Genomic DNA, 22,736 nt, shown 5'->3' with positions numbered 1-22,736 from the left:
TATTTGGAGCAAATATGGACCGCGTTCTTCATTTCGTCCTGGCCCTTGCCGTGGTTGCGGTACTCGCACTGCTGGTAAGCAGTGACCGTAAAAAAATCCGCATTCGTTATGTTATTCAATTGCTTGTTATTGAAGTGTTACTGGCATGGTTCTTCCTGAACTCTGATGTCGGTCTGGGCTTCGTGAGAGGCTTCTCCGAGATGTTTGAAAAACTCCTCGGATTCGCTAATGAAGGGACAAACTTTGTCTTCGGCAGCATGAACGACAAAGGCCTGGCATTCTTCTTCCTGAAAGTGCTGTGCCCAATCGTCTTCATTTCCGCCCTGATCGGTATTTTGCAGCATATCCGCGTTCTGCCGGTTATCATCCGCGCGATTGGTTTCCTGTTATCCAAAGTGAACGGTATGGGCAAGCTGGAATCCTTCAACGCCGTCAGCTCCCTGATCCTGGGTCAGTCCGAGAACTTTATCGCCTATAAAGATATTCTCGGCAAAATGTCTCGCAACCGTATGTACACCATGGCTGCAACGGCGATGTCGACCGTTTCCATGTCTATCGTCGGCGCGTACATGACCATGCTGGAACCGAAGTACGTGGTTGCGGCGCTGGTTCTGAACATGTTCAGCACCTTTATCGTGCTGTCGCTGATCAACCCGTACACCGTTGATGCCAGCGAAGAAAACATTCAGATGTCTAACCTGCACGAAGGCCAGAGCTTCTTCGAAATGCTGGGTGAATACATCCTGGCAGGTTTCAAAGTGGCAATTATCGTTGCGGCAATGCTGATTGGTTTCATCGCACTGATCGCAGCCCTGAACGCCCTGTTCGCCACCGTGACCGGCTGGTTTGGTTACAGCATCTCCTTCCAGGGCATCCTGGGCTACATCTTCTACCCGGTTGCATGGGTAATGGGTGTGCCGTCCAGCGAAGCGCTGCAGGTGGGCAGTATCATGGCAACCAAACTGGTTTCCAACGAATTCGTTGCGATGATGGATCTGCAGAAAATTGCCGCCACGCTCTCTCCGCGTGCAGAAGGTATCCTGTCCGTGTTCCTGGTCTCCTTCGCTAACTTCTCTTCCATCGGTATTATCGCCGGTGCGATTAAAGGTCTGAACGAAGAGCAAGGTAACGTGGTTTCCCGCTTCGGTCTGAAGCTGGTGTACGGCTCTACGCTGGTGAGCGTACTGTCTGCATCTATCGCAGCACTGGTGCTGTAAGCGTAAGACAACATCGTATTGATAAGACCGGGGAGATTCTTCTCCCCGGTTTTTTTATGCCTGCTATTCAGCAAACCGAAGAGATACAGGGTGGAAACAGAAACAAAAAACCCCCGCTTTTCAGCGAGGGTTTAAATTTTGGTGGAGCTAAGCGGGATCGAACCGCTGACCTCTTGCATGCCATGCAAGCGCTCTCCCAGCTGAGCTATAGCCCCACGATGCTATTACGTACGTACCAAATTTATTGGGATTAAATTTGGTGGAGCTAAGCGGGATCGAACCGCTGACCTCTTGCATGCCATGCAAGCGCTCTCCCAGCTGAGCTATAGCCCCATTACGTAAAGCTTGTCGAGTTGACGGGCGGCATCATATGAATTCCCTTCGCGTGTGTCAACGGCAAAATTAACTCATAGAATTCAATCGCTGAAAAAGCAGTCAAATGAAGAACATTGCGTAACAACTCGCATTCAGTAGTTAAACGCGTCACGGTTTCTACTAAAATGGTGCTATAAAATGAGCCACTAATTAACCCCACGACTATTCAGGGAATCGTTATGTTCAAGGAACGGATGACGCCAGAAGAACTTGCTAATCTGACCGGATACAGCCGACAGACCATCAATAAATGGGTGCGCAAGGAGGGTTGGGCTACATCACCAAAACCAGGCGTACAGGGCGGTAAAGCGCGTCTGGTTCACGTCACCGAACAAGTTCGTGAATACATTCGCAGTGCTGAGCGTTCAGCCGAAGGTTTATCAGATAATTTATCGTTATCCGGCGATACCTCTATCGAAGCTCTACTGATTAGGCTCGCCAAAGAGATGACTCCGTCAGAACAAAAAATGTTTACGTCACTGATCCTGCGTGAAGGCATTACGGGTTTGTTACAACGCTTAGGGATCCGCGACAACAAATAATATGAAAAAATTACGCAGCAAAATGACGACCGAAGAACTGGCGGAATGTCTCGGGGTTGCCAAACAAACCGTCAATCGTTGGATCAGAGAACAAAACTGGACCACCGAAAAGTTTCCCGGCGTTAAAGGGGGTCGTGCAAGGCTGATCCATATCGACTCCAGCGTCCGTACGTTTCTGCTCAATATTCCGGCTTTTCGCAAAGTCCCTGAAATTTATCAGGCTGAGGAACCGCTGGCAGAATATACCCACGTGGTGCGTAGCCACGCCTGTCGCCAGATAATCAGCGCACTGGACAACATGTCCCCAACGGAACAAGAAAAGCTGGCAATGTATATTTCGCGCGAAGGTATTCGCACTTTCCTTACCCGTCTGGGTATTGATGAGTCTGAATAACAGGCAAAAAAAACGGCAGGATGCGCTCCTGCCGTTGTTTCATCGCTCAACCGGTCTTACTGCTGGCTTTCACGCTCAGCAATAAACGCCAGCGCTTTATTAATACGCTCAATGCTGCGGGATTTACCAATCGCATGCACCGTGACGTCTAACGCCGGAGACTGACCCGCGCCGGTTACGGCTACGCGCAGCGGCATCCCAACTTTACCCATACCCACTTCCAGCTCATCAGCGGTTGCCTGAATCGCGTGGTGCACGTTTTCTGCCGTCCACTCGCTGATAGCAGCCAGCTTATCGCGAACCACTTCCAGCGGCTGACGCGCTACCGGACGCAGGTGTTTCTTAGCTGCATCCGCGTCGAACTCAGCAAAGTCTTCGTAGAAGTAGCGGCAGCTCTGCGCCATCTCTTTCAGCGTTTTGCAGCGCTCACCCAGCAGTTTAACCAGCTCAGACAGCTGCGGGCCGACGCGAGTATCGATATTTTCCTGCTCAATGTGCCATTGCAGATGCGTTGCCACATATTCAGGTGCCAGCGAATTAATGTAGTGATGGTTCAGCCACTGCAGTTTTTCGGTGTTGAACGCACTGGCAGACTTGCTCACCGCACCAAGGGAGAACAGTTTGATCATCTCTTCACGGGTGAAGATTTCCTGATCGCCGCTGGACCAGCCCAGACGCACCAGATAGTTCAGCAGCGCTTCCGGCAGGTAACCGTCGTCGCGATACTGCATAACGCTGACCGCACCGTGACGTTTAGAGAGTTTTTTACCGTCGTCGCCGTTGATCATCGACACGTGTGCATAAACCGGCACCGGCGCATTCAGCGCTTTCAGGATGTTAATCTGACGCGGAGTGTTGTTGATATGGTCTTCACCACGAATAACGTGGGTGATTTCCATATCCCAGTCGTCGACCACAACACAGAAGTTGTAGGTCGGGGAACCGTCGGTACGGCGGATGATCAGATCGTCCAGCTCCTGGTTGCTGAATTCGATCGGCCCACGGATCTGGTCGTCAAAAATAACGGATCCTTCCTGCGGGTTGGCAAAACGCACCACGCAGGGTTCATCAGCAGCATGATGTTCATGACCGTGGCGGCAGCGACCGTCGTAACGCGGCTTCTCACCGTTTGCCATCTGCTCTTCGCGCAGTGCGTCCAGACGCTCTTTGGAGCAGTAGCATTTATACGCGGTACCGGCTTCCAGCATCTCATCAATCACGGCGTTGTAGCGATCAAAACGTTTGGTCTGGAAGTACGGGCCTTCATCCCATTCCAGATTCAGCCAGTTCATGCCATCCATAATGGCTTCAATAGCTTCCGGAGTGGAGCGTTCGAGATCGGTGTCTTCAATACGCAGCACAAACTCACCGTCATGGTTACGTGCAAAAAGCCAGGAATATAGAGCAGTACGCGCACCACCGACGTGCAGGTAACCTGTCGGGCTTGGCGCGAAGCGAGTTTTGATTTTCATGAAATGGCCTTACGTTTATAAAGATGCCGACAACCGGCAAATCCTGGAAAGATTATTAGGCTCGTATTCTATCACTGTGGTCTGATTCCTCAATGTTGTTCAGGTTGGAACATCACGCTTTGCCATTTTCGTATACAAATCATGCTGCATGGATTGATTTGCGATCGTTTTGTTTAAATTTACGACGAACGAACAAATTCTTTAGAAAATGCGTTGACTCATTTTCAACTCTCCCTATAATGCGACTCCACACAGCGGGGGTGATTAGCTCAGCTGGGAGAGCACCTCCCTTACAAGGAGGGGGTCGGCGGTTCGAACCCGTCATCACCCACCAACTACTTTATGTAGTCTCCGCCGTGTAGAGTAAGAAATTGAGAAGTGGGTGATTAGCTCAGCTGGGAGAGCACCTCCCTTACAAGGAGGGGGTCGGCGGTTCGATCCCGTCATCACCCACCACTTTCTCGCCAGCTGGATTTCTTACAATAAAATTGAAGTACCGAAGTGGGTGATTAGCTCAGCTGGGAGAGCACCTCCCTTACAAGGAGGGGGTCGGCGGTTCGATCCCGTCATCACCCACCACTTCGGGTCGTTAGCTCAGTTGGTAGAGCAGTTGACTTTTAATCAATTGGTCGCAGGTTCGAATCCTGCACGACCCACCAATGTAAAAAGGCGCCCTAAAGGCGCCTTTTTGCTATCTGCGATTTATAAGATTCGAACCTGCATCGCCTGATGCGCTACGCTTATCAGGCCTACAGACAATACCGCACACGTAGGCCGGATAAGACGTCAGCCACCATCCGGCACAGACAACACTACACACGTAGGCCGGATAAGACGTCAGTCGCCATCCGGCGCAGACAACACAACACGCGTAGGCCGGATAAGACGTCAGTCGCCATCCGGCACAGACAACACTACACGCGCAGGCCGGATAAGACGTCAGTCGCCATCCGGCACAGACAACACTACACGCGCAGGCCGGATAAGACGTCAGTCGCCATCCGACACAGACAACACAACACGCGCAGGCCGGATAAGACGTCAGTCGCCATCCGGCACAGACAACACTACACGCGCAGGCCGGATAAGACGTCAGTCGCCATCCGGCACAGACATCACATCGTCAATGCCGCTACCAGTTTCTCCAGCGCGGGTGTCGCCTGCAGTTGGTCATACACAATATACAAATCCGCCGGAATACGTTCCTCTAACGGTCGAAATACCACGCCAGGCCAATTCATCTGCGCATAGCTGTCAGCAATTAACGTAATACCAATCCCCATGCTGATCATCGCCAGCACCGTTTGCGGCTCCCTCACCTCACGAATAATCATCGGGGAAAATCCAGCACTCAGGCAAACTCGCTGCAAAAATGCCCAGTCAGTATGAATGGAAGGCATTGTGACAAAATATTCATTTCTCAACGCCTCCAGCGGTATGGACTCACAGGCAGTAAGAGGATGTTCTTCCGGCATGGCAACCAGAAAAGAGGACTCATGCAAACGCAAACTGGTAAACCCGGGAGAAAGCTCCGTAGCCATCCGCCAAATTCCCGCATCCAGTTCACGCCGTTCCAGCATTGTCATCTGCATCACGGGCATGTTCTCGCGAAACAGCACCTCAACATTGGGATTATCCTTCATAAAACGCCGCATCACCGGACGCATTTTTCCCCACATCGCTGTACCGATAACGCCAAGCTCAATTCGCCCTGCCTCACCACGACCAATTTGCTCCACTCTCGCCAGCGCCTGATTAGCACTGGATAACAGTCGGCGCGACTCTTCCATCAATATCTTTCCCGCGTGAGTTAACGCTACGCTGCGGGAATGACGGATAAATAGCAAAGTGCCGAGCTGTTGCTCCAGCTCTTTAATATGGGTACTGAGCGGCGGTTGCGACATATTCAGGCGAGCAGCAGCACGTCCAAAATGCAGTTCTTCTGCGACAGCAAGAAAATAACGCAGTAACTTCAGATCGATGCGGTGCGTGCGTTCCATGGATAATGCGCTCCTGAAATAAGGATAATGCGCAAAGTTACCACATTGCCTCGCAGAAAATGAAACGGCGGGTATCAGAACCCGCCGCCAATGGAGTATTAATGTGCCGGTGATTTCTGTGCCAGTCGTTCAGGCTCATGCCTGTATTTAAAGAACAATGCAAAAATAACCGCCAGAGCCAGCGCATACGCGGCAAACACCAGCCAGATAGTTTGCCAATCCTTGACGCCATCGACAGAAAAATAGTCCACCGCCATACCACTCAGAATTGATCCCACCCACGCGCCAACGCCGTTTACCATCGTCATAAACAGCCCCTGCGCGCTGGCGCGAATGTTAGAGCTAACCTCCTGCTCGACAAATACCGATCCCGAGATATTGAAGAAATCAAACGCACAGCCGTAGACGATCATCGACATCAGCAGCAGCACAAAACCAAACGGCGACGGATCACCAAAGGCAAAGAAGCCAAAGCGCAGCGTCCATGCCAGCATGCTCATCAGCATCACCGTTTTAATGCCAAAGCGTTTAAGGAAGTACGGAATAGTGAGAATAAAGCCCACCTCCGCCATCTGTGAAACGGAAAGCAATATGGAGGGGTACTTCACCACAAAGCTGTCGGCAAATTCCGGGTTACGGGCAAAATCATGCAGGAACGGATTGCCAAAGACGTTGGTGATTTGCAACACCGCCCCCAGCATCATCGCAAACAAAAAGAAGATTGCCATCTGCGGTTTTTTAAACAGAACAAAGGCGTCCAGACCGAGCTTGCTGGCAAGCGTGGTGTTTGCTTTCTTCTCAGCAACCGGGATTTTCGGCAACGTAAGTGCATACAGAGCCAGCAGCAGCGATGCGCCTGAAGCGATATACAACTGCGCGCTGCTCAGTTCCAGTCCCATCAAACTGACTGTCCACATCGCCACAATAAAACCTATGGTGCCAAACACACGAATTGGCGGGAACGCGGTGACCGGATCCTGACCTGATTGCGCCAGGCACGAGTATGAGACGCTATTCGATAACGCAATCGTCGGCATATACGCCATTGCGTTAACCAGCATCACCCAAAACATGGTCTGCGGATCGGTAACGGTTGTGGCATATAGCAACACGCCCGCACACACCAGATGACAAAGCATATAGGCGCGCTCGGCGCGTAGCCATTTATCGGCAATGATGCCCATAATGCCCGGCATGATAATCGCCGCCAGCCCTTTCGAACTGTAAATCATACCGACGTTCGCGCCGGTAAAATCCAGGGTATTAATCATGTAGGAACCCAGGGTTACCAACCAGCTTCCCCAGATGAAATATTGCAAAAACGACATGAGCTTTAAGCGAGATGCGATACCCATTTTTCCGTTCCTTGCCATAAAGTAAGACCCCGCAAGCGGGGTCATTTTTTAGTTATTCAGGCCAGTTTGCGCAAGAATCCGCAGATCAAATTGATGAAATTCTGCCGGGAGAGTTCCGCCGCAGCCAGCGTCTGCGCGTGAGATAATTTAACATCACCCAGACCTTCCGCCAGGTTGGTGATGGCCGCCACCGCAACCACTTTCAAACCGCAGTGGCGCGCAGAGATAACTTCAGGCACCACCGACATCCCCACCACGTCACCACCGATAATTTGCATCATGCGGATTTCTGCCGCGGTTTCAAAGTTCGGCCCCGGATAAGAGACAAAAACCCCTTCACTCAGCGGGAATCCTTCCTCAGCGGCAACAGTTTGCAGGATCGCACGGTAGTCAGCATCATAGGCATTCGCCAGTGAAAAGAATCGCTCGCCAAAACGCTCATCGTTTGGCCCTACCATCGGCGTACCCGGCATCGTATTGATGTGATCGCTAAGCGCAACGAGGCTACCCGGTCCGACTTCGGGACGCAAAGAGCCTGCAGCATTGGTGCAAAACAGCAGCTCACAGCCCAGCAGCTTCAGCGTACGAATGGCATCCGTCATCACCGTCATACCGCGACCTTCATAGAAATGTCCACGTCCTTTCATACAGGCCACCGGAATTCCCGCCAGATTTCCCAACACCAGTTCACCAGCATGACCGTGTACGGTACTCACCGGGAACCCTGGTAGTTTCTCGTAAGAGATGGCAACCGCATCCTCAATTTGATCCGCCAACGCCCCCAGGCCTGAGCCGAGGATAAAGGCTACGCGCGGCGTAAAATCCGGTTTGTAACCACGAATGATATCAGCGCTATACCAGGGATTTTGCGAGAAAAGAGAGTGGCTCATGAGATGTCCTTAATACTGAGTAATCGAAATAACGTAGCGTACCGCATTGTTATAGCGAGACTACGCAATCGATTACCAATACCGTTTATCCCGATAACCGATAGTAAATCGGTATAGATGGCATGTGCTAAATCGGCCTGAACTCACATTTTTTTTCTGCCAGAAATGGCAAGGAGTACCAACACATCAGGAATTCGTCAGACGAGTGGGCTGACAAAGCCCGCCTTGCAAATGACTGACTAACATTTGTTGATTATTAATAAGCGAAAGCAGGTACAACAACGCACTTTCGCTAATCAATAATTAAAATGGGGGAAACTGCTGTTTACTTCTTATAGAGTTCGCTGGTCACTACAGCCTGAGAACCATTGCCTATAGAAGAGAAGTTCTTAATGACAAAGAAATCAGCACCTTCTTTATCTGCCATTTTCGAAATTTTGTGCATACATTGATTCACCGTATTTTCCGTTACGGTGATTGACTTGACATGCTTTAAACTATTGGCTTCTTGTTGCGAGATTTCTGTAGCAGCAAAGGCAGACAGACTGAGAAAACACAAAGAAGCGGCCAATGATGTGACTAATGTCTTTTTCATAACTATCCTCATAACTTTCATATTAATATTTGAGCGTCAAGATATACTCTTCACATAATATTGCAAACAAAAACTCTTCTATTTATAAAATAGACGAATTGACAAACATTGAAGAGTAATGAACATCATATGTATTATTCAATAGGTTTATTATAGCGGGTTAAATACTTGCATAATAAACGCAGAAAAATAACACTAAATATCCACGAGGCATTTAGTGTTATTTGCAATTAATTACCAGCCACTTCGTTAAGAAGGGTTGCCAGGATGCTAACTGGAGCAACAATATTATGTGCAACACCATAATCAAACTCCAGAACAGTACTTGCATCCTGATAATCTATATGGGTATCACCATTATCATCCTGCCAAATAACCACCCTTAGGGGTAACTCTATTGCCGCATGAGGATTTGCTTGCATGGCAGGAGTACCACCCTTTGGGTTACCAAACAGAAATAACATCGTCGGTCGCAGAGCAAGACCTGCTTCCGTTGCCGCTTGCTGTTGATCAACCTGCACAAAAATACGAATATTTTTAGCATTCAATACGCTGACGAGTCTGTTTACAGTATCATCAAAATTGAACTTACTAGGCAGCGTTTTTGTCCGCTCCGGCTTTCTCATCTGTCGTTCCTTTATTTATAGAATATTCATGAAAATACCCGCCAGCGAATGACGGGTATTGATAAATGCTAGCAAAGTTATTTAGGCGTCACTTCGACAGAGCCCCAGCTGATACCATTTGGGTTGTTGTCTACCGGGAGCGTGTTCACTACCTTACGCTCATTAATGTCAATCATCGAAACAGAGTTTGCAAATGAGTTAGTTACGTAAGCATACTTGCCATTTTTATCGACAACCACGCCATGGGCCCCATCGCCAGTAGTGATGGTTTTCGCTACCGTAAGGCTTGCGATATCAATCATGTTTATTGTGTTACCCGGCTTGCTCTTCGAGCCCTGATTGGTTACCAGCATGCTTTTACCATCCGGAGTGCCAAACAGCTGGATTGGTACGGTACCAACATTAATTTTCTTCACAACTTTACGCGTTGCTGTATCAATCACCGCTACAGCGTCTTCACCAGACAGGGAAACAAACACCCGTTTTCCGTCCGGTGAGAAACCTACCTGGGCTGGCATTTTACCTAATGGGATCTGCGCGACTTCTTTATTACTGGCTGTATCGACAACGGATACCGAGCCCCCTTTCATATTCGCGATATAAACTTCTTTACCGTCAGGACTCACTCTGAGGCCATGAGGGAATTTACCTACATTAACTGTCGTTAAATTTTTCAAATGTTCTGCATCAATCACGCTGATAGTGTTATCTGCACTATTTGAGATATATGCCATTTTCCCATCAGGGGTGACGACAACATGCGCAGGGTGTGCGCCAACCGGAAGTTTTGCAATAACCGTATCATTTTCGGCATTAATAACCCAAACTTCGCCATGTTCCTTTTTGCCTGCATGAGAATCTTTGCCCATATCCATTTTCTCAGAATGGGCATCTTTACTCATATCCATATGTTCAGAGCCTGATGAATGTGTCCCGTTAGCACCAAGGTTGGTTACCCAAACTGTTTTATTGTCTGGTGACACCTGAACGTTATGCGGCATTTTACCAACATGTACTTTATCTACAGTCTTTAAAGACGCAGCATCAAGTACATTAACTGAATCTGCACCTTCATTTGCTACATATACTCTGTCTGCTGCAAACGTATAACCAGACCATGCCAGCATACTAATTTGCATTGCAATTAAAATTTTATTTTTTCTTATCATCGCCGCCAATACCCCATTAGTTAAATATATTTACCGGATTAGTTTCAGCAACCAGCTATTGTAGGATTATTTAACATGTCACTAATATTACTCCATTGGGATCGTGTTAATTCTACCTATAACGAGTTACTGTATAAATTGCTTAGTCATTTCATTAATCAATCGCTATACATCATTGTATTAGATACTGCTATCCGTACTTGCGTATAAAGAGTATCAACCTTCCAGCAAGTGGAAGGTCAAGAAAAAAAGTAATAATTTAAAATAGCCTTACAAATCCGCAAGCTAAGCAATTGCCTAAGAATATCGCAGGAGAATTTATAAATATAAAGAGGTAGTCCGGTGCCGGGTAAAAATATAAAAGTTAACGATCAGTTCATCGATACTGAAAGCCAAACTTAACGACATGACAAACACCAGCCATATCGTTAAAGCTGGTACAAAGGATCCCGTGCCCGACCGGCGGTTAATTCACTGGCCTGCATCCGTACTACGTCCCACAGCGCCTGGGCCGCAGTCGATAAAGAACGATTTTTACGTCGTGCCAGCATCAATTGTCGTTCCACAACCGGCGTCAGGCGTTTAACCTGCAAATGGCTGCCCTGTGGCAGAGGAAGCGCCAGCGCAGGCAGCACGCTGATACCAATCCCCGCCTCAACCATCGGGAAAAGCGTGGCAGGGTGACCTATCTCCTGAACGATATTGGCCTCAATGGAAAAGTGAGCCAGTGCCGCATCGATCAACGGTCGACTGCCGGAAGCGTAATCCTGTAATACCAGGCGCTCATGATATAAATCCTGCCAATTTACCCATTCGCGTTGGGCTAGCGGATGATCCTCTCGACACAACAGCAGGAACGGTTCGGATAACACCGCTTCACACTGTAGATCGGTCACAGCACCTGGATCTATCACAATGCCAAAATCCACCTCGCCCTGACGAATACTCTCCAGCACCCACTGTTGCGGACGATCGTGCAGCACAAAATCGATTGCTGGATAAAGCTGATTACTCTGGGCAATACACTGTGGAATAAGGTGAGCAGATATTGTCTGGCTGGCGGCAACGCGCACCGTTCCGGTTAACTGCGTTCCCACCTGGCCTGCTTCACGCAGCGTGCTGTGCAGTTCATCCAGAATACGTTCCAGCCGCGCCGCCAACTGGTGCCCTGCTTCTGTCAGCACCACTTCCCGCGTTGTTCTATCTAACAACCGCACACCCGTCTGCCCTTCCAGCTCTTTAACGCTGTGGCTGACCGCAGACTGGCTTAAGCCAATGATATCCCCCGCCCGGCTAAAGCTTTTGGCCTGAGCGACGGTAACAAAGATACGGAGCTGACGCAGAGAGTAATTCATCTATTCGATTCATATATGGATGCAATAAATCAATTTTATTTCTCAAACAGAAAAACGCAAAATGTTCCTACCGAATTTCAGGAGCTTTTATGAAACTTTTTCGTATCCTTGATCCGTTCACGATAACGTTGATTACGGTCGTTTTACTGGCGTCCTTTTTCCCGGCCGAGGGTGGCTTTGTACCTTTCTTTGAAGGCTTAACCACCGCTGCCATTGCCCTACTGTTTTTTATGCACGGGGCGAAGCTTTCACGTGAAGCCATTATTGCCGGCGGTAGTCACTGGCGTTTACATCTGTGGGTGATGTGCAGCACGTTTGTTGTTTTCCCGGTGCTGGGCGTTCTGTTCGCCTGGTGGGCACCGGTAAATGTTGACCCGATGCTGTACACCGGTTTCCTGTACCTGTGTATTTTGCCGGCCACGGTGCAGTCGGCAATCGCTTTTACGTCGCTGGCGGGGGGTAACGTTGCTGCCGCCGTGTGTTCCGCTTCGGCCTCCAGCCTGCTGGGTATTTTTCTCTCGCCGTTACTGGTTGGCCTGGTAATGAATATGCATGGCGCAGAAGGCAGTCTGGAGCAGGTGGGGAAAATCATGCTGCAGCTGCTGCTGCCGTTCGTACTGGGACATCTTTCACGTCCGTGGATTGGTAACTGGGTGTCCCGACATAAAAAATGGATCGCCAAAACGGACCAATCCTCCATCTTGCTGGTGGTATACTCCGCCTTCAGTGAAGCCGTGGTTAACGGGATCTGGCACAAAGTGGGGATTGGCTCACTGCTGTTTATCGTGGTGGTCAGCATCGTATTGCTGGCAATCGTGATTGGCATCAACGTCTTTGTTGCGCGGAAATGCGGCTTCAACAAAGCCGATGAGATCACCATTGTCTTTTGCGGATCGAAAAAGAGCCTGGCGAATGGGATCCCAATGGCAAATATTCTGTTCCCGACGTCAGTGATAGGAATGATGGTGCTGCCGTTGATGATCTTCCATCAAATTCAGTTGATGGTGTGTGCCGTGCTGGCACGTCGCTACAAGCAACAAACGGACGCATTGCAGGCGCAGCAGAAAAGCCGCGCCGCAAAGGCTTAGCGCGGGCGCTTCAGGGGCTGCACCAGTTGCGTCAGCCCTTCAGTTTTAATCAGCAGCGTGATTTGCATCAGCTCGCCGAGCTTGCCCGGCGGGAATTCATCTTTACGGGCAAACCACAGCAGATACTCTTCCGGTACATCAATCAGCCGACGCCCTTTATATTTGCCAAAGGGCATCACGGTATTGGCGATTTCAACCAGCTGCTCTTTTTCCATCTCAGGCACCCAGTAAGCGGATCATTTCAGCTTCATCGATCACGGCAATACCCAGTTCCTGCGCTTTTGCCAGCTTCGAACCCGCCGCTTCACCGGCAATCACCAGGTCGGTTTTCTTCGATACGCTGCCGGCCACTTTTGCACCCAACTCGGTCAGTCGCGCTTTGGCGTCATCGCGTGACATCAGGCTCAGGCTCCCGGTCAGCACTACCGTTTTACCCGCGAAGGGGCTGTCGATTTCTTCAGCGTTGATGACCACCGGCGCCGGCCAGTGAATCCCCTGCGCCAGCAGTTGGACGATCACCTCGCGGTTACTCTCTTCAGCAAAGAAATTAAACACGTGGGTCGCTACCACAATGCCGACATCCGGCACTTTTTGCAGCTCTTCAATGGAAGCCGCTTCCAGCGCCTCAAGGGTGCCAAAATGCGCCGCCAGACCAGCCGCCGTAGCTTCGCCGACTTCGCGAATACCCAGCGCATAGAGGAAACGGGCAAACGTTGTTTCTTTCGCTTTTTCCAGCGCATTCACCACGTTTTGTGCCGATTTCGGCCCCATACGATCAAGACCGGTCAGCTTACCTGCGGTCAGTGTGAAGAGATCCGCTGGTGTGTGGACATACTCCTTCTCGACCAGTTGATCGATAATTTTGTCGCCCATGCCGTCAACGTCCAGCGCACGGCGGGAAACGAAGTGTTTCAGCGATTCCTTACGCTGCGCTCCGCAGATTAAACCACCAGTACAGCGAGTAACCGCTTCGCCTTCCACACGCTCAACGTCTGAGTTGCATACCGGACAGTGTGTGGGAAACTCAATTTCACGCGTATCGTCCGGGCGCTCGGAAAGCACGACATTCACTACCTGCGGGATGACATCGCCCGCACGGCGAATGACGACTTTATCGCCAATACGCAAACCAAGACGCTCAATTTCATCCGCATTGTGCAAGGTGGCGTTACTGACCAACACCCCGGCAACCTGAACTGGCTCAAGGCGGGCGACAGGTGTAATCGCCCCGGTACGTCCAACCTGAAACTCAACATCACGTACGAAGGTCATCTGCTCTTGCGCCGGGAACTTAAAGGCCACCGCCCAGCGCGGCGCGCGGGCAACAAAACCCAGTTGTTCCTGCAACACCATAGAGTTGACTTTGATCACCACACCGTCGATATCGAATCCCAGCGTCGGTCGGTCTTCTTCAACCTTGTGATAGTAAGCAAGTACTTCCTCCGGAGAGTCGCAAAGCGTAACTCTGTCGCTCACCGGCAATCCCCACTCTTTAAATTGCAGCAGACGGCCCAGGTGGGTATCAGGCAGCACACCACCTTCCAGCACACCAACGCCATAGCAGAAGAAAGTAAGCGGTCGCTTCGCTGTGATACGCGGATCGAGCTGGCGCAATGACCCGGCCGCTGCGTTACGCGGGTTAGCAAACACTTTGTTGCCAGTGCGGCGGGCCTCTTCGTTAATTTTTTCAAATCCGGCCTGCGGCAGGAACACTTCACCGCGCACTTCCAGACGCGTCGGAATGTTATCGCCTCGCAGTTTTAACGGGATCGCACGGATGGTGCGCACGTTCGAGGTAATATCCTCACCCGTAGTACCATCACCACGCGTTGCGGCACTGACCAGCACACCGTTTTCATACAGGATACTGACCGCCAGCCCGTCCAGCTTCAGTTCGCAGCACCAGGTTAGTTTATCCGTACTCTTTAGTCTGTCCTGCACGCGCTTGTTGAAGGCGAGAAAACTCTCTTCATCAAACACGTTATCCAGCGACAGCATTGGCACTTCATGGCGAATCTGGCTGAACGCTGCTAACGGGGCGGCGCCAACACGTTGGGTTGGCGAGTCGGGGGTGATAAGTTCCGGATGCTGCGCTTCCAGCTCGCGCAGTTCACGCATCAGGCGATCATATTCCGCATCGGGAATTTCCGGCGCATCCATCACATGGTAGAGATACTCATGATGGCGAAGCGTGGTTCGCAGTTCTGTCAGTTGTTGTTCGATTGATTCCATATCGCACCATCAATGATAAAAAACCCCCGACAGGCGGGGGTTTAGCAAGGAGATGTCACGCCAGAGGAAAATCAGGCGCGAGATTCTTTAACTTCGCGGATGCGGTCCTGATACTCGCGCAGTTTCTGCGGCGTCATCATGCGACGTTGATCGTCGAGCACCACACCACCCACTTCATCGGCAATGTGCTGCGCGGACTGCAGCATCAGCTTAAAGTTTTGCAGCTCGTCACCGTAGGACGGAACCTGCATAAAAATAGTCACGCCAGGGGTGCTGAAATCACCCGTCATTTCGGGGTCAAACGTTCCTGGGTTAACCATATTGGCAAGGCTGAACAGCGAAGGACCGCTGCCATCCGGGCTCAAATGACGATGGAAAATATTCATATCGCCAAATTTAAAACCGGCTTGCTGAATGCTGTTGAGCAGCACTTCACCGTTGAGCTCACTACCGTGATGCGCCGCAACGTTCATAATAATGACCGCTTCTTTACGCTGCGGTTTTTCAGCAACAGGCGCTTCTTCAACTACCGGCTCAGGCTGCGGTTGATGTTCAACGGCAGGCTCTGCGGGCTGGAAAGCCTGCGGCGCAGGTTGCGGTGCTTGCTGCACGGGCTGCTGAACCTGCGGAGCAACGGGCTGATGCTGCATCGGCTGCTGCACAGGTTGTTGCTGAACAGGCTGATGCTGCACCGGCTGCGGCGCGGGTTGACGCGGCTGAGCAGACGCATAAGGCGGCTGGTACTGGTGTTGCGGCGACTGAGGAGGAACACCATGTTCCTGCGCGTTACCGGGAGCATGATTCACACGATGAACGCGAACTTCGCCCACGCATTCGTCTTCCTCGACGTTGTCGTCGAACGAATCCTCGTCTTCACGTTTAGACTTCATGCGTTTCAGTGGGCGATCGCGGAATATAGAAGACCGCTCTTTACGGCTAGTCCAAAAACCATGTACCAGTAAAGCGATTATGGCGATCGCGCCAACAATGATTAATATCAGACGCAAATCCTGCATCATTATATTCTCTGTTGTTCTAACACCTTGCCACCACGGCAAACATTTACTCACTAAGAGTATTTGTCGATTACGCCAAGTGCAAGTGCACTCTTGGCTTTCACGGCATAAAGATGAACAAAATTGTGCTTTTTGCTGTTTTTTCGAACATTTCTGAACAGCTTAACGCTCAACAACCCGGTAAGATACGCAAAGTTTACCAGAGCTTATATAACAAGGAGTATGTCCTGACCATGGTTTCATCATCTGCAGTCGTACCTCGCAGCGGCCTTTATTACTTTTCACAGGGATGGAAGCTCATCACCCAACCGGGCATTCGTCGCTTTGTCATCCTGCCTTTGCTGGTGAATATCCTGCTGATGGGCGGCGCATTCTGGTGGCTATTCACACAACTCGATAGCTGGATCCCCGCGCTGATGAGTCACGTCCCTGACTGGCTTCAGTGGCTCAGCTACTTGCTGTGGCCGATTGTCACTATCTCCGTACTACTGGTGTTCGGCTACCTGTTTTCCACCATAGCCAACTGGATTGCCGCGCCGTTTAACGGTCTGCTGGCAGAACAGCTGGAAGCACGCTTAACGGGCGCAACACCGCCTGACACCGGCGTTCTCGGCATCATGAAAGATGTTCCCCGTATTATGAAACGTGAATGGCAAAAGCTGGCGTGGTATCTCCCGCGCGCCGTCGTGTTGCTGATCCTCTATTTCATTCCGGGTATTGGTCAGACCGTCGCCCCGGTGCTGTGGTTCCTGTTCAGCGCGTGGATGCTGGCCATTCAGTACTGCGATTATCCGTTTGATAACCATAAGGTGCCTTTTAAGGAGATGCGCGTCGCGCTGCGCACACGCAAGGTCACCAATATGCAATTTGGCGCATTGACCAGCCTGTTCACCATGATTCCGGTGCTCAATCTGTTCATCATGCCGGTCGCGGTTTGTGGTGCCACGGCGATGTGGGTAGACTGCTATCGTGCTAAGCACGCGTTATGGAAGTAATGCAAAAATGTGTAAAAGCGGGCTGGCTTATGCCCGCTCTTATTCCATACTGCAACGCATTATTTCCTGGTGGCATATAGATATACGAATTCCTTACTTCCCCATACTTTCTCAACAGGTATGCTGAAGCGGTATCCCAATTTCATACAGTTAAGGACAGGCCATGAGTAAGATTTTTGAAGACAACTCGCTGACTATCGGTCATACGCCGCTGGTTCGACTGAACCGTATCGGTAACGGACGCATTCTGGCGAAGGTGGAATCACGCAACCCAAGCTTTAGCGTCAAATGCCGTATCGGTGCCAACATGATTTGGGATGCCGAAAAACGTGGTGTACTGAAACCGGGTGTAGAGCTGGTCGAACCAACCAGCGGCAACACAGGGATTGCGCTGGCCTACGTTGCCGCAGCTCGCGGTTACAAACTGACTCTGACCATGCCTGAAACCATGAGCATTGAGCGCCGCAAGCTCTTAAAAGCGCTGGGCGCAAACCTGGTGCTGACCGAAGGCGCAAAAGGTATGAAGGGCGCGATTCAGAAAGCGGAAGAAATTGTGGCCAGCGATCCGGAAAAATTCCTGCTGCTGCAGCAGTTCAGCAACCCGGCAAACCCGGAAATCCACGAAAAAACCACCGGCCCGGAAATCTGGGAAGATACCGATGGCCAGGTTGATGTCTTTATTTCCGGCGTCGGTACTGGCGGTACGTTGACTGGTGTGACCCGTTACATTAAAGGCACTAAAGGCAAAACCGATCTGATCACCGTCGCGGTTGAACCTACCGACTCCCCGGTTATCGCCCAGGCGCTGGCAGGTGAAGAACTCAAACCAGGCCCGCATAAAATTCAGGGCATTGGAGCAGGCTTCATTCCGGGTAACCTTGATCTGAAGCTTATCGATAAAGTCGTTGCCATCACTAATGATGAAGCTATTTCTACTGCGCGTCGTCTGATGGAAGAAGAAGGTATTCTGGCTGGGATCTCTTCCGGTGCTGCGGTTGCTGCCGCGCTTAAGCTCCAGGAAGATGAAACCTTTACCAATAAGAATATAGTGGTTATTCTACCGTCATCGGGTGAGCGTTATCTGAGCACTGCACTGTTTGCCGATCTCTTTACAGAGAAAGAACTGCAACAGTAGTGCCAGCATGTTAAAAACGCGTAAAAAAGCACCCTTTTGGGTGCTTTTTTGTGGCCTGCTTCAAAGTTTCAACTCGCCTGGCATTGATTCAGCCCGCCGGAACTGGTATTTAACCAAACTAATTATTTTGATGCGCGAAATTAATCGTTACAGGAAAAGCGCTAGCTGAATCGATTTTATGATTTGGTTCAACTCTTCCTTTCGCGGCATAATGTTTAATGACGAACGAAACGTCAGCGGCAAGAAGTTGCCAGCAACGGATTGCACCGAACTCCTTTTGTGTCGCGTCCAGTTTACGCCGATGCTAACAATACAGGCTAAAGTTGAGCCGCCAGGCTAGACTTTAGTTCCACAACACTAAACCTATAAGTTGGGGAAATATAATGTTCCAGCAAGAAGTTACCATTACCGCTCCGAACGGTCTGCATACTCGCCCTGCTGCTCAGTTTGTTAAAGAAGCAAAAGGCTTTACTTCTGAAATTACTGTGACTTCCAACGGCAAAAGCGCTAGCGCCAAAAGCCTGTTTAAACTGCAGACTCTGGGCCTGACTCAGGGTACCGTTGTCACCCTGTCCGCAGAAGGTGAAGACGAGCAGAAAGCAGTTGAGCATCTGGTTAAACTGATGGCTGAACTCGAGTAAGTTCAACGAGTTCTTTTAAATATCAGTCACAAGTAAGGTAGGGTTATGATTTCAGGCATTTTAGCATCCCCGGGTATCGCTTTCGGCAAAGCACTGCTGCTGAAAGAAGACGAGATCGTCATTGACCGGAAAAAAATTTCTGCCGACAAGGTTGATCAGGAAGTTGAACGTTTTCTGAGCGGTCGTGCCAAGGCATCTGCGCAACTGGAAGCGATCAAAACCAAAGCTGGTGAAACGTTCGGTGAAGAAAAAGAAGCCATCTTTGAAGGGCATATCATGCTGCTCGAAGATGAGGAGCTGGAGCAGGAAATCATAGCCCTGATTAAAGATAAGCACATGACGGCTGATGCAGCTGCGCATGAAGTTATCGAAGGTCAGGCCACAGCCCTGGAAGAGCTGGATGATGAATACCTGAAAGAACGTGCGGCTGACGTACGTGACATCGGTAAACGCCTGCTGCGTAACATTCTGGGTCTGGCAATTATTGATCTGAGCGCTATCCAGGACGAAGTTATCTTGGTTGCCGCAGACCTGACCCCGTCAGAAACCGCACAGCTGAACCTGAACAAGGTGCTGGGTTTCATCACTGATGCGGGCGGACGTACCTCTCATACCTCTATCATGGCGCGTTCTCTGGAACTGCCTGCCATCGTAGGTACGGGTAGCGTCACCTCTCAGGTGAAAAACGACGACTATCTGATTCTGGATGCCGTAAACAATCAGGTTTACGTCAATCCGACCAACGACGTTATTGAGCAACTGCGTGCCGTTCAGGAGCAGGTTGCAACCGAGAAAGCGGAACTCGCTAAGCTGAAAGATCTGCCGGCTATCACGCTGGACGGTCACCAGGTTGAAGTTTGCGCCAACATCGGTACCGTTCGTGACGTTGAAGGCGCCGAGCGTAACGGCGCTGAAGGTGTGGGTCTGTACCGCACCGAATTCCTGTTCATGGACCGTGAATCGCTGCCAACTGAAGAAGAACAGTTTGCTGCGTATAAAGCCGTTGCTGAAGCCTGTGGCTCTCAGGCGGTCATCGTCCGTACCATGGACATCGGCGGCGATAAAGAACTGCCGTACATGAACTTCCCGAAAGAAGAGAACCCGTTCCTGGGCTGGCGTGCCGTGCGTATCGCCATGGATCGTAAAGAGATCCTGCGTGACCAGGTTCGCGCTATCCTGCGCGCCTCTGCTTTCGGCAAACTGCGTATCATGTTCCCAATGATCATCTCTGTTGAAGAAGTGCGTGCACTGCGCAAAGAGATCGAAATCTACAAACAGGAACTGCGCGACGAAGGTAAAGCATTTGACGAGAGCATTGAGATTGGCGTGATGGTGGAAACACCAGCTGCGGCAACAATTGCGCGTCATTTAGCCAAAGAAGTTGATTTCTTTAGTATCGGCACCAATGATTTAACGCAGTACACCCTGGCAGTTGACCGTGGTAATGATATGATTTCACACCTTTACCAACCGATGTCGCCATCTGTGCTGACGCTGATCAAGCAAGTTATTGATGCTTCTCATGCTGAAGGCAAATGGACTGGCATGTGTGGTGAGCTTGCAGGCGACGAACGTGCTACACTTCTGTTGCTGGGGATGGGTCTGGACGAATTCTCTATGAGCGCCATTTCTATCCCGCGCATTAAGAAGATTATCCGTAACACGAACTTCGAAGATGCGAAGGTGTTAGCAGAGCAGGCTCTTGCTCAACCGACAACGGACGAGTTAATGACGCTGGTTAACAAGTTCATTGAAGAAAAAACAATCTGCTAATCCACGAGATGCGGCCCAATTTACTGCTTAGGAGAAGATCATGGGTTTGTTCGATAAACTGAAATCTCTGGTTTCTGATGATAAGAAAGACACCGGAACTATTGAGATCGTTGCTCCGCTCTCTGGCGAGATCGTCAACATCGAAGACGTGCCGGATGTAGTTTTTGCTGAAAAAATCGTTGGTGATGGCATTGCTATCAAACCAACCGGTAACAAAATGGTTGCCCCTGTTGATGGCACCATCGGCAAAATCTTTGAAACCAACCACGCTTTCTCTATCGAATCCGACAGCGGCATTGAGCTGTTTGTTCACTTCGGTATTGATACCGTTGAACTGAAAGGCGAAGGCTTCAAACGCATCGCTGAAGAAGGTCAGCGCGTGAAAGTGGGCGACCCGGTTATTGAATTCGATCTGCCGCTGCTGGAAGAAAAAGCCAAGTCTACCCTGACTCCGGTTGTTATCTCCAACATGGACGAAATCAAAGAGCTGATCAAACTGTCCGGTAGCGTGACAGTGGGTGAGACTCCGGTTATCCGCATCAAGAAGTAATTCTTTTTGCAGAGAAAGATGGCGCCATCAGGCGCCATTTTTTTTATCTGATGGATATCAAAACCCTGCCGGATGGCGCTACGCTTATCCGGCCTACAGCAAACTCCGTAACGTAGGCCGGATAAGACGTTCTCGTCGCCATCCGGCATTAAATCTGTGAGGTGACCGGTCGGTAACACGCCTCGCGCATCAGAATCTTCATCCCTTCCGGCCCGCTTTCCAGCATCCGTCGCTCCGAGTCTGCCACTAACAATTCACAATCGTAGCCACCCGCAATACCAAACATGGCCCGCGCTACACAGATATCTTCCAGCGCTGCTGCCCCGTTGGTGTCAAAATGTCCAACCATACGCCCATTCTGGCGAACTACCAGCCGGTAACTCTTCATCGCGCCTCCCCTGCCGGTGGCAGAATTAATTCATCACAACCGCACAGGTGCGTCCACGTCATCACGTCCAGCACCCGCTGCGCGGCGTCGTGCGTCGCGGTCGTCAGCGCTTTCCCCAGTACAAGGCCGCTCACCAGCTCTGCACAAAACAGATCGCCAGTCCCCTTCAGATCCGTTTTCACTCGCGGATGGGCTAACACTTCAACCGTTTCAGCCGTCACCACCGCAACGTTAATAATCTCTTCGGTATCCCCCGGCGCGCTGGTAATCACCACCCATTTCAGGGTGTCAGTGAGTAGTGATTGTGCCGCCGTAATGGCTTCATCAAGCGTTCGACACGGCTTTCCGCTCAGCATTTGCAGCTCGAACACGTTCGGCGTCAGCCCCTGTGCCAACGGCAGCAGGTGCTGACGATAAGCTTCCGGGATTTCGGCTTTCACATACATGCCGCTATCCGTATCGCCTATCACGGGGTCGACCAAAATGCATAGGTCCGGATGCGTGGCCCGAACGGTTTCCAGCCACTGTGCCAGCAAGGCGATTTGCTCCGCGCTGCCCATGTATCCTGTTGTCACCGCCTTTAGCTCACGCAAGGCATCACGCTCGCTTAAGGCGCGGAGATAGCCGCTAAACCAGTCAGACGGAATAACGCCGCCGTAAAAGGTTTCATAATGCGGGGTATTACTGAACAGCACCGTGGGTACTGCCGTCACGCGTAACCCCTGCGCTTTAATGGCCGGGACGGCGATGCTGTTACCTACGCTGCCATACACCACCTGTGACTGGACGGCGACGATATCGGTCTGTAATGCCCGATTCGTGTCGTCAAAGAGCACTGACTGGATATCACTCTCCTGCTCCATAAATTTCTCCTCTCGCTGGACAGCGGGCCTACGCCTCACTATTATCGTCATATGCTAAAATTCAT

The 22,736-nt window shown here is 50.6% G+C and carries 22 protein-coding genes and 6 tRNA genes; 13 read left to right on the top strand and 15 right to left on the bottom strand.

Annotated features, from left to right (window positions below; genetic code table 11):
- Positions 1–14 precede the first annotated feature (14 nt).
- Entirely contained in the window at positions 15–1,217 is a 1,203-nt protein-coding gene (nupC, locus tag GHC22_RS07010) for a nucleoside permease NupC (RefSeq protein ID WP_003834893.1), read from the top strand.
- Positions 1,218–1,356: 139 nt separating this feature from the next.
- Here the strand turns inward: nupC and GHC22_RS07005 are convergent.
- Both GHC22_RS07005 and GHC22_RS07000 read right to left on the bottom strand, forming a co-directional pair.
- Positions 1,357–1,432: transfer RNA gene (locus GHC22_RS07005), tRNA-Ala, on the bottom strand.
- 42 nt (positions 1,433–1,474) lie between these two features.
- Positions 1,475–1,550 (bottom strand) — tRNA-Ala (locus tag GHC22_RS07000).
- A 221-nt stretch (positions 1,551–1,771) separates the two neighbouring features.
- Here GHC22_RS07000 and GHC22_RS06995 point away from each other — a divergent pair.
- Positions 1,772–2,134 carry a YfeC-like transcriptional regulator gene (locus GHC22_RS06995; RefSeq protein ID WP_003028277.1) on the top strand — a complete coding sequence of 121 codons (363 nt, stop codon included), beginning with the start codon at positions 1,772–1,774 and terminating at the stop codon, positions 2,132–2,134.
- A gap of 1 nt (position 2,135) precedes the next feature.
- A complete protein-coding gene (locus GHC22_RS06990) occupies positions 2,136–2,528 on the top strand; it encodes a YfeC-like transcriptional regulator (RefSeq protein ID WP_003834896.1) in 393 nt (130 codons plus the stop codon).
- A 56-nt stretch (positions 2,529–2,584) separates the two neighbouring features.
- Here GHC22_RS06990 and gltX read toward each other — a convergent pair whose 3' ends face one another.
- Positions 2,585–4,000 carry a glutamate--tRNA ligase gene (gltX, locus tag GHC22_RS06985; protein ID WP_153752531.1) on the bottom strand — a complete coding sequence of 472 codons (1,416 nt, stop codon included), beginning with the start codon at positions 3,998–4,000 and terminating at the stop codon, positions 2,585–2,587.
- 258 nt (positions 4,001–4,258) lie between these two features.
- Between gltX and GHC22_RS06980 the strand changes: the two genes are divergently transcribed.
- From GHC22_RS06980 to GHC22_RS06965, 4 genes are all read left to right on the top strand, one after another.
- Positions 4,259–4,334: transfer RNA gene (locus tag GHC22_RS06980), tRNA-Val, on the top strand.
- A 46-nt stretch (positions 4,335–4,380) separates the two neighbouring features.
- A tRNA-Val gene (locus GHC22_RS06975) sits at positions 4,381–4,456 on the top strand.
- Positions 4,457–4,503: 47 nt separating this feature from the next.
- Positions 4,504–4,579 (top strand) — tRNA-Val (locus GHC22_RS06970).
- A gap of 4 nt (positions 4,580–4,583) precedes the next feature.
- Positions 4,584–4,659 (top strand) — tRNA-Lys (locus GHC22_RS06965).
- Between the two features lie 456 nt (positions 4,660–5,115).
- Here the strand turns inward: GHC22_RS06965 and GHC22_RS06960 are convergent.
- The 7 genes from GHC22_RS06960 to GHC22_RS06930 form a co-directional block, all read right to left on the bottom strand.
- Complete coding sequence (locus GHC22_RS06960) at positions 5,116–6,000, bottom strand: LysR family transcriptional regulator (RefSeq protein WP_153752529.1); 885 nt, start codon at positions 5,998–6,000, stop codon at positions 5,116–5,118.
- A gap of 98 nt (positions 6,001–6,098) precedes the next feature.
- Positions 6,099–7,355, bottom strand: coding sequence for a nucleoside permease (locus GHC22_RS06955; RefSeq protein WP_048215824.1), 1,257 nt, complete (start codon positions 7,353–7,355; stop codon positions 6,099–6,101).
- Between the two features lie 56 nt (positions 7,356–7,411).
- On the bottom strand, positions 7,412–8,245 hold the full coding sequence (xapA, locus tag GHC22_RS06950; RefSeq protein WP_008785395.1) for a xanthosine phosphorylase: 834 nt from the start codon (positions 8,243–8,245) through the stop codon (positions 7,412–7,414).
- 325 nt (positions 8,246–8,570) lie between these two features.
- Positions 8,571–8,840 carry a YdgH/BhsA/McbA-like domain containing protein gene (locus GHC22_RS06945; RefSeq protein WP_008785396.1) on the bottom strand — a complete coding sequence of 90 codons (270 nt, stop codon included), beginning with the start codon at positions 8,838–8,840 and terminating at the stop codon, positions 8,571–8,573.
- Positions 8,841–9,070: 230 nt separating this feature from the next.
- Positions 9,071–9,466, bottom strand: a complete 396-nt coding sequence (locus GHC22_RS06940) for a DUF302 domain-containing protein (protein WP_153752527.1) — start codon at positions 9,464–9,466, stop codon at positions 9,071–9,073.
- 77 nt (positions 9,467–9,543) lie between these two features.
- The gene (locus tag GHC22_RS06935; protein ID WP_153752525.1) at positions 9,544–10,635 is read right to left on the bottom strand and encodes a beta-propeller fold lactonase family protein; all 1,092 of its coding nucleotides are present in this window, start codon (positions 10,633–10,635) and stop codon (positions 9,544–9,546) included.
- A gap of 428 nt (positions 10,636–11,063) precedes the next feature.
- Positions 11,064–11,990 (bottom strand): LysR family transcriptional regulator, encoded by a 927-nt coding sequence (locus GHC22_RS06930; protein WP_003834913.1) that lies wholly within the window; start codon positions 11,988–11,990, stop codon positions 11,064–11,066.
- A gap of 89 nt (positions 11,991–12,079) precedes the next feature.
- On the opposite strand from GHC22_RS06930, the gene GHC22_RS06925 reads away from it, so the two are divergent.
- Positions 12,080–13,078 carry a bile acid:sodium symporter family protein gene (locus GHC22_RS06925; RefSeq protein WP_003038103.1) on the top strand — a complete coding sequence of 333 codons (999 nt, stop codon included), beginning with the start codon at positions 12,080–12,082 and terminating at the stop codon, positions 13,076–13,078.
- Here the strand turns inward: GHC22_RS06925 and GHC22_RS06920 are convergent.
- The 3 genes from GHC22_RS06920 to zipA form a co-directional block, all read right to left on the bottom strand.
- A complete protein-coding gene (locus tag GHC22_RS06920; protein WP_153752523.1) occupies positions 13,075–13,293 on the bottom strand; it encodes a DUF3820 family protein in 219 nt (72 codons plus the stop codon). The two genes, GHC22_RS06925 and GHC22_RS06920, sit on opposite strands and share 4 nt — an antisense overlap.
- 1 nt (position 13,294) lies before the next feature.
- The gene (gene ligA, locus GHC22_RS06915; protein ID WP_060683464.1) at positions 13,295–15,310 is read right to left on the bottom strand and encodes an NAD-dependent DNA ligase LigA; all 2,016 of its coding nucleotides are present in this window, start codon (positions 15,308–15,310) and stop codon (positions 13,295–13,297) included.
- Between the two features lie 71 nt (positions 15,311–15,381).
- Positions 15,382–16,329, bottom strand: a complete 948-nt coding sequence (gene zipA / locus GHC22_RS06910) for a cell division protein ZipA (RefSeq protein WP_153752521.1) — start codon at positions 16,327–16,329, stop codon at positions 15,382–15,384.
- Between the two features lie 230 nt (positions 16,330–16,559).
- Between zipA and cysZ the strand changes: the two genes are divergently transcribed.
- The 5 genes from cysZ (at position 16,560) to crr (ending at position 21,420) form a co-directional block, all read left to right on the top strand.
- A complete protein-coding gene (gene cysZ / locus GHC22_RS06905; RefSeq protein ID WP_057066948.1) occupies positions 16,560–17,321 on the top strand; it encodes a sulfate transporter CysZ in 762 nt (253 codons plus the stop codon).
- Positions 17,322–17,484: 163 nt separating this feature from the next.
- The gene (gene cysK / locus GHC22_RS06900) at positions 17,485–18,456 is read left to right on the top strand and encodes a cysteine synthase A (protein WP_003038091.1); all 972 of its coding nucleotides are present in this window, start codon (positions 17,485–17,487) and stop codon (positions 18,454–18,456) included.
- A gap of 383 nt (positions 18,457–18,839) precedes the next feature.
- Positions 18,840–19,097 (top strand): phosphocarrier protein Hpr, encoded by a 258-nt coding sequence (gene ptsH / locus GHC22_RS06895; protein WP_002913505.1) that lies wholly within the window; start codon positions 18,840–18,842, stop codon positions 19,095–19,097.
- A gap of 45 nt (positions 19,098–19,142) precedes the next feature.
- Complete coding sequence (gene ptsI / locus GHC22_RS06890) at positions 19,143–20,870, top strand: phosphoenolpyruvate-protein phosphotransferase PtsI (protein WP_008785405.1); 1,728 nt, start codon at positions 19,143–19,145, stop codon at positions 20,868–20,870.
- A 40-nt stretch (positions 20,871–20,910) separates the two neighbouring features.
- Positions 20,911–21,420 carry a PTS glucose transporter subunit IIA gene (crr, locus tag GHC22_RS06885; RefSeq protein WP_000522253.1) on the top strand — a complete coding sequence of 170 codons (510 nt, stop codon included), beginning with the start codon at positions 20,911–20,913 and terminating at the stop codon, positions 21,418–21,420.
- Positions 21,421–21,568: 148 nt separating this feature from the next.
- Here the strand turns inward: crr and GHC22_RS06880 are convergent, their stop codons facing one another.
- Positions 21,569–21,808 (bottom strand): hypothetical protein, encoded by a 240-nt coding sequence (locus tag GHC22_RS06880; protein ID WP_008785406.1) that lies wholly within the window; start codon positions 21,806–21,808, stop codon positions 21,569–21,571.
- The gene (gene pdxK, locus GHC22_RS06875) at positions 21,805–22,671 is read right to left on the bottom strand and encodes a pyridoxine/pyridoxal/pyridoxamine kinase (protein ID WP_057066918.1); all 867 of its coding nucleotides are present in this window, start codon (positions 22,669–22,671) and stop codon (positions 21,805–21,807) included. Before pdxK ends, GHC22_RS06880 begins: the two co-directional genes overlap by 4 nt.
- Positions 22,672–22,736: the final 65 nt, after the last annotated feature.

Source organism: Citrobacter sp. H12-3-2 (assembly GCF_009649895.1).
Lineage (GTDB): Bacteria > Pseudomonadota > Gammaproteobacteria > Enterobacterales > Enterobacteriaceae > Citrobacter > Citrobacter portucalensis.
The sequence above is the reverse complement of the archived record's forward strand: the minus strand, read 5'-3'. Positions and strand labels throughout refer to the sequence as shown.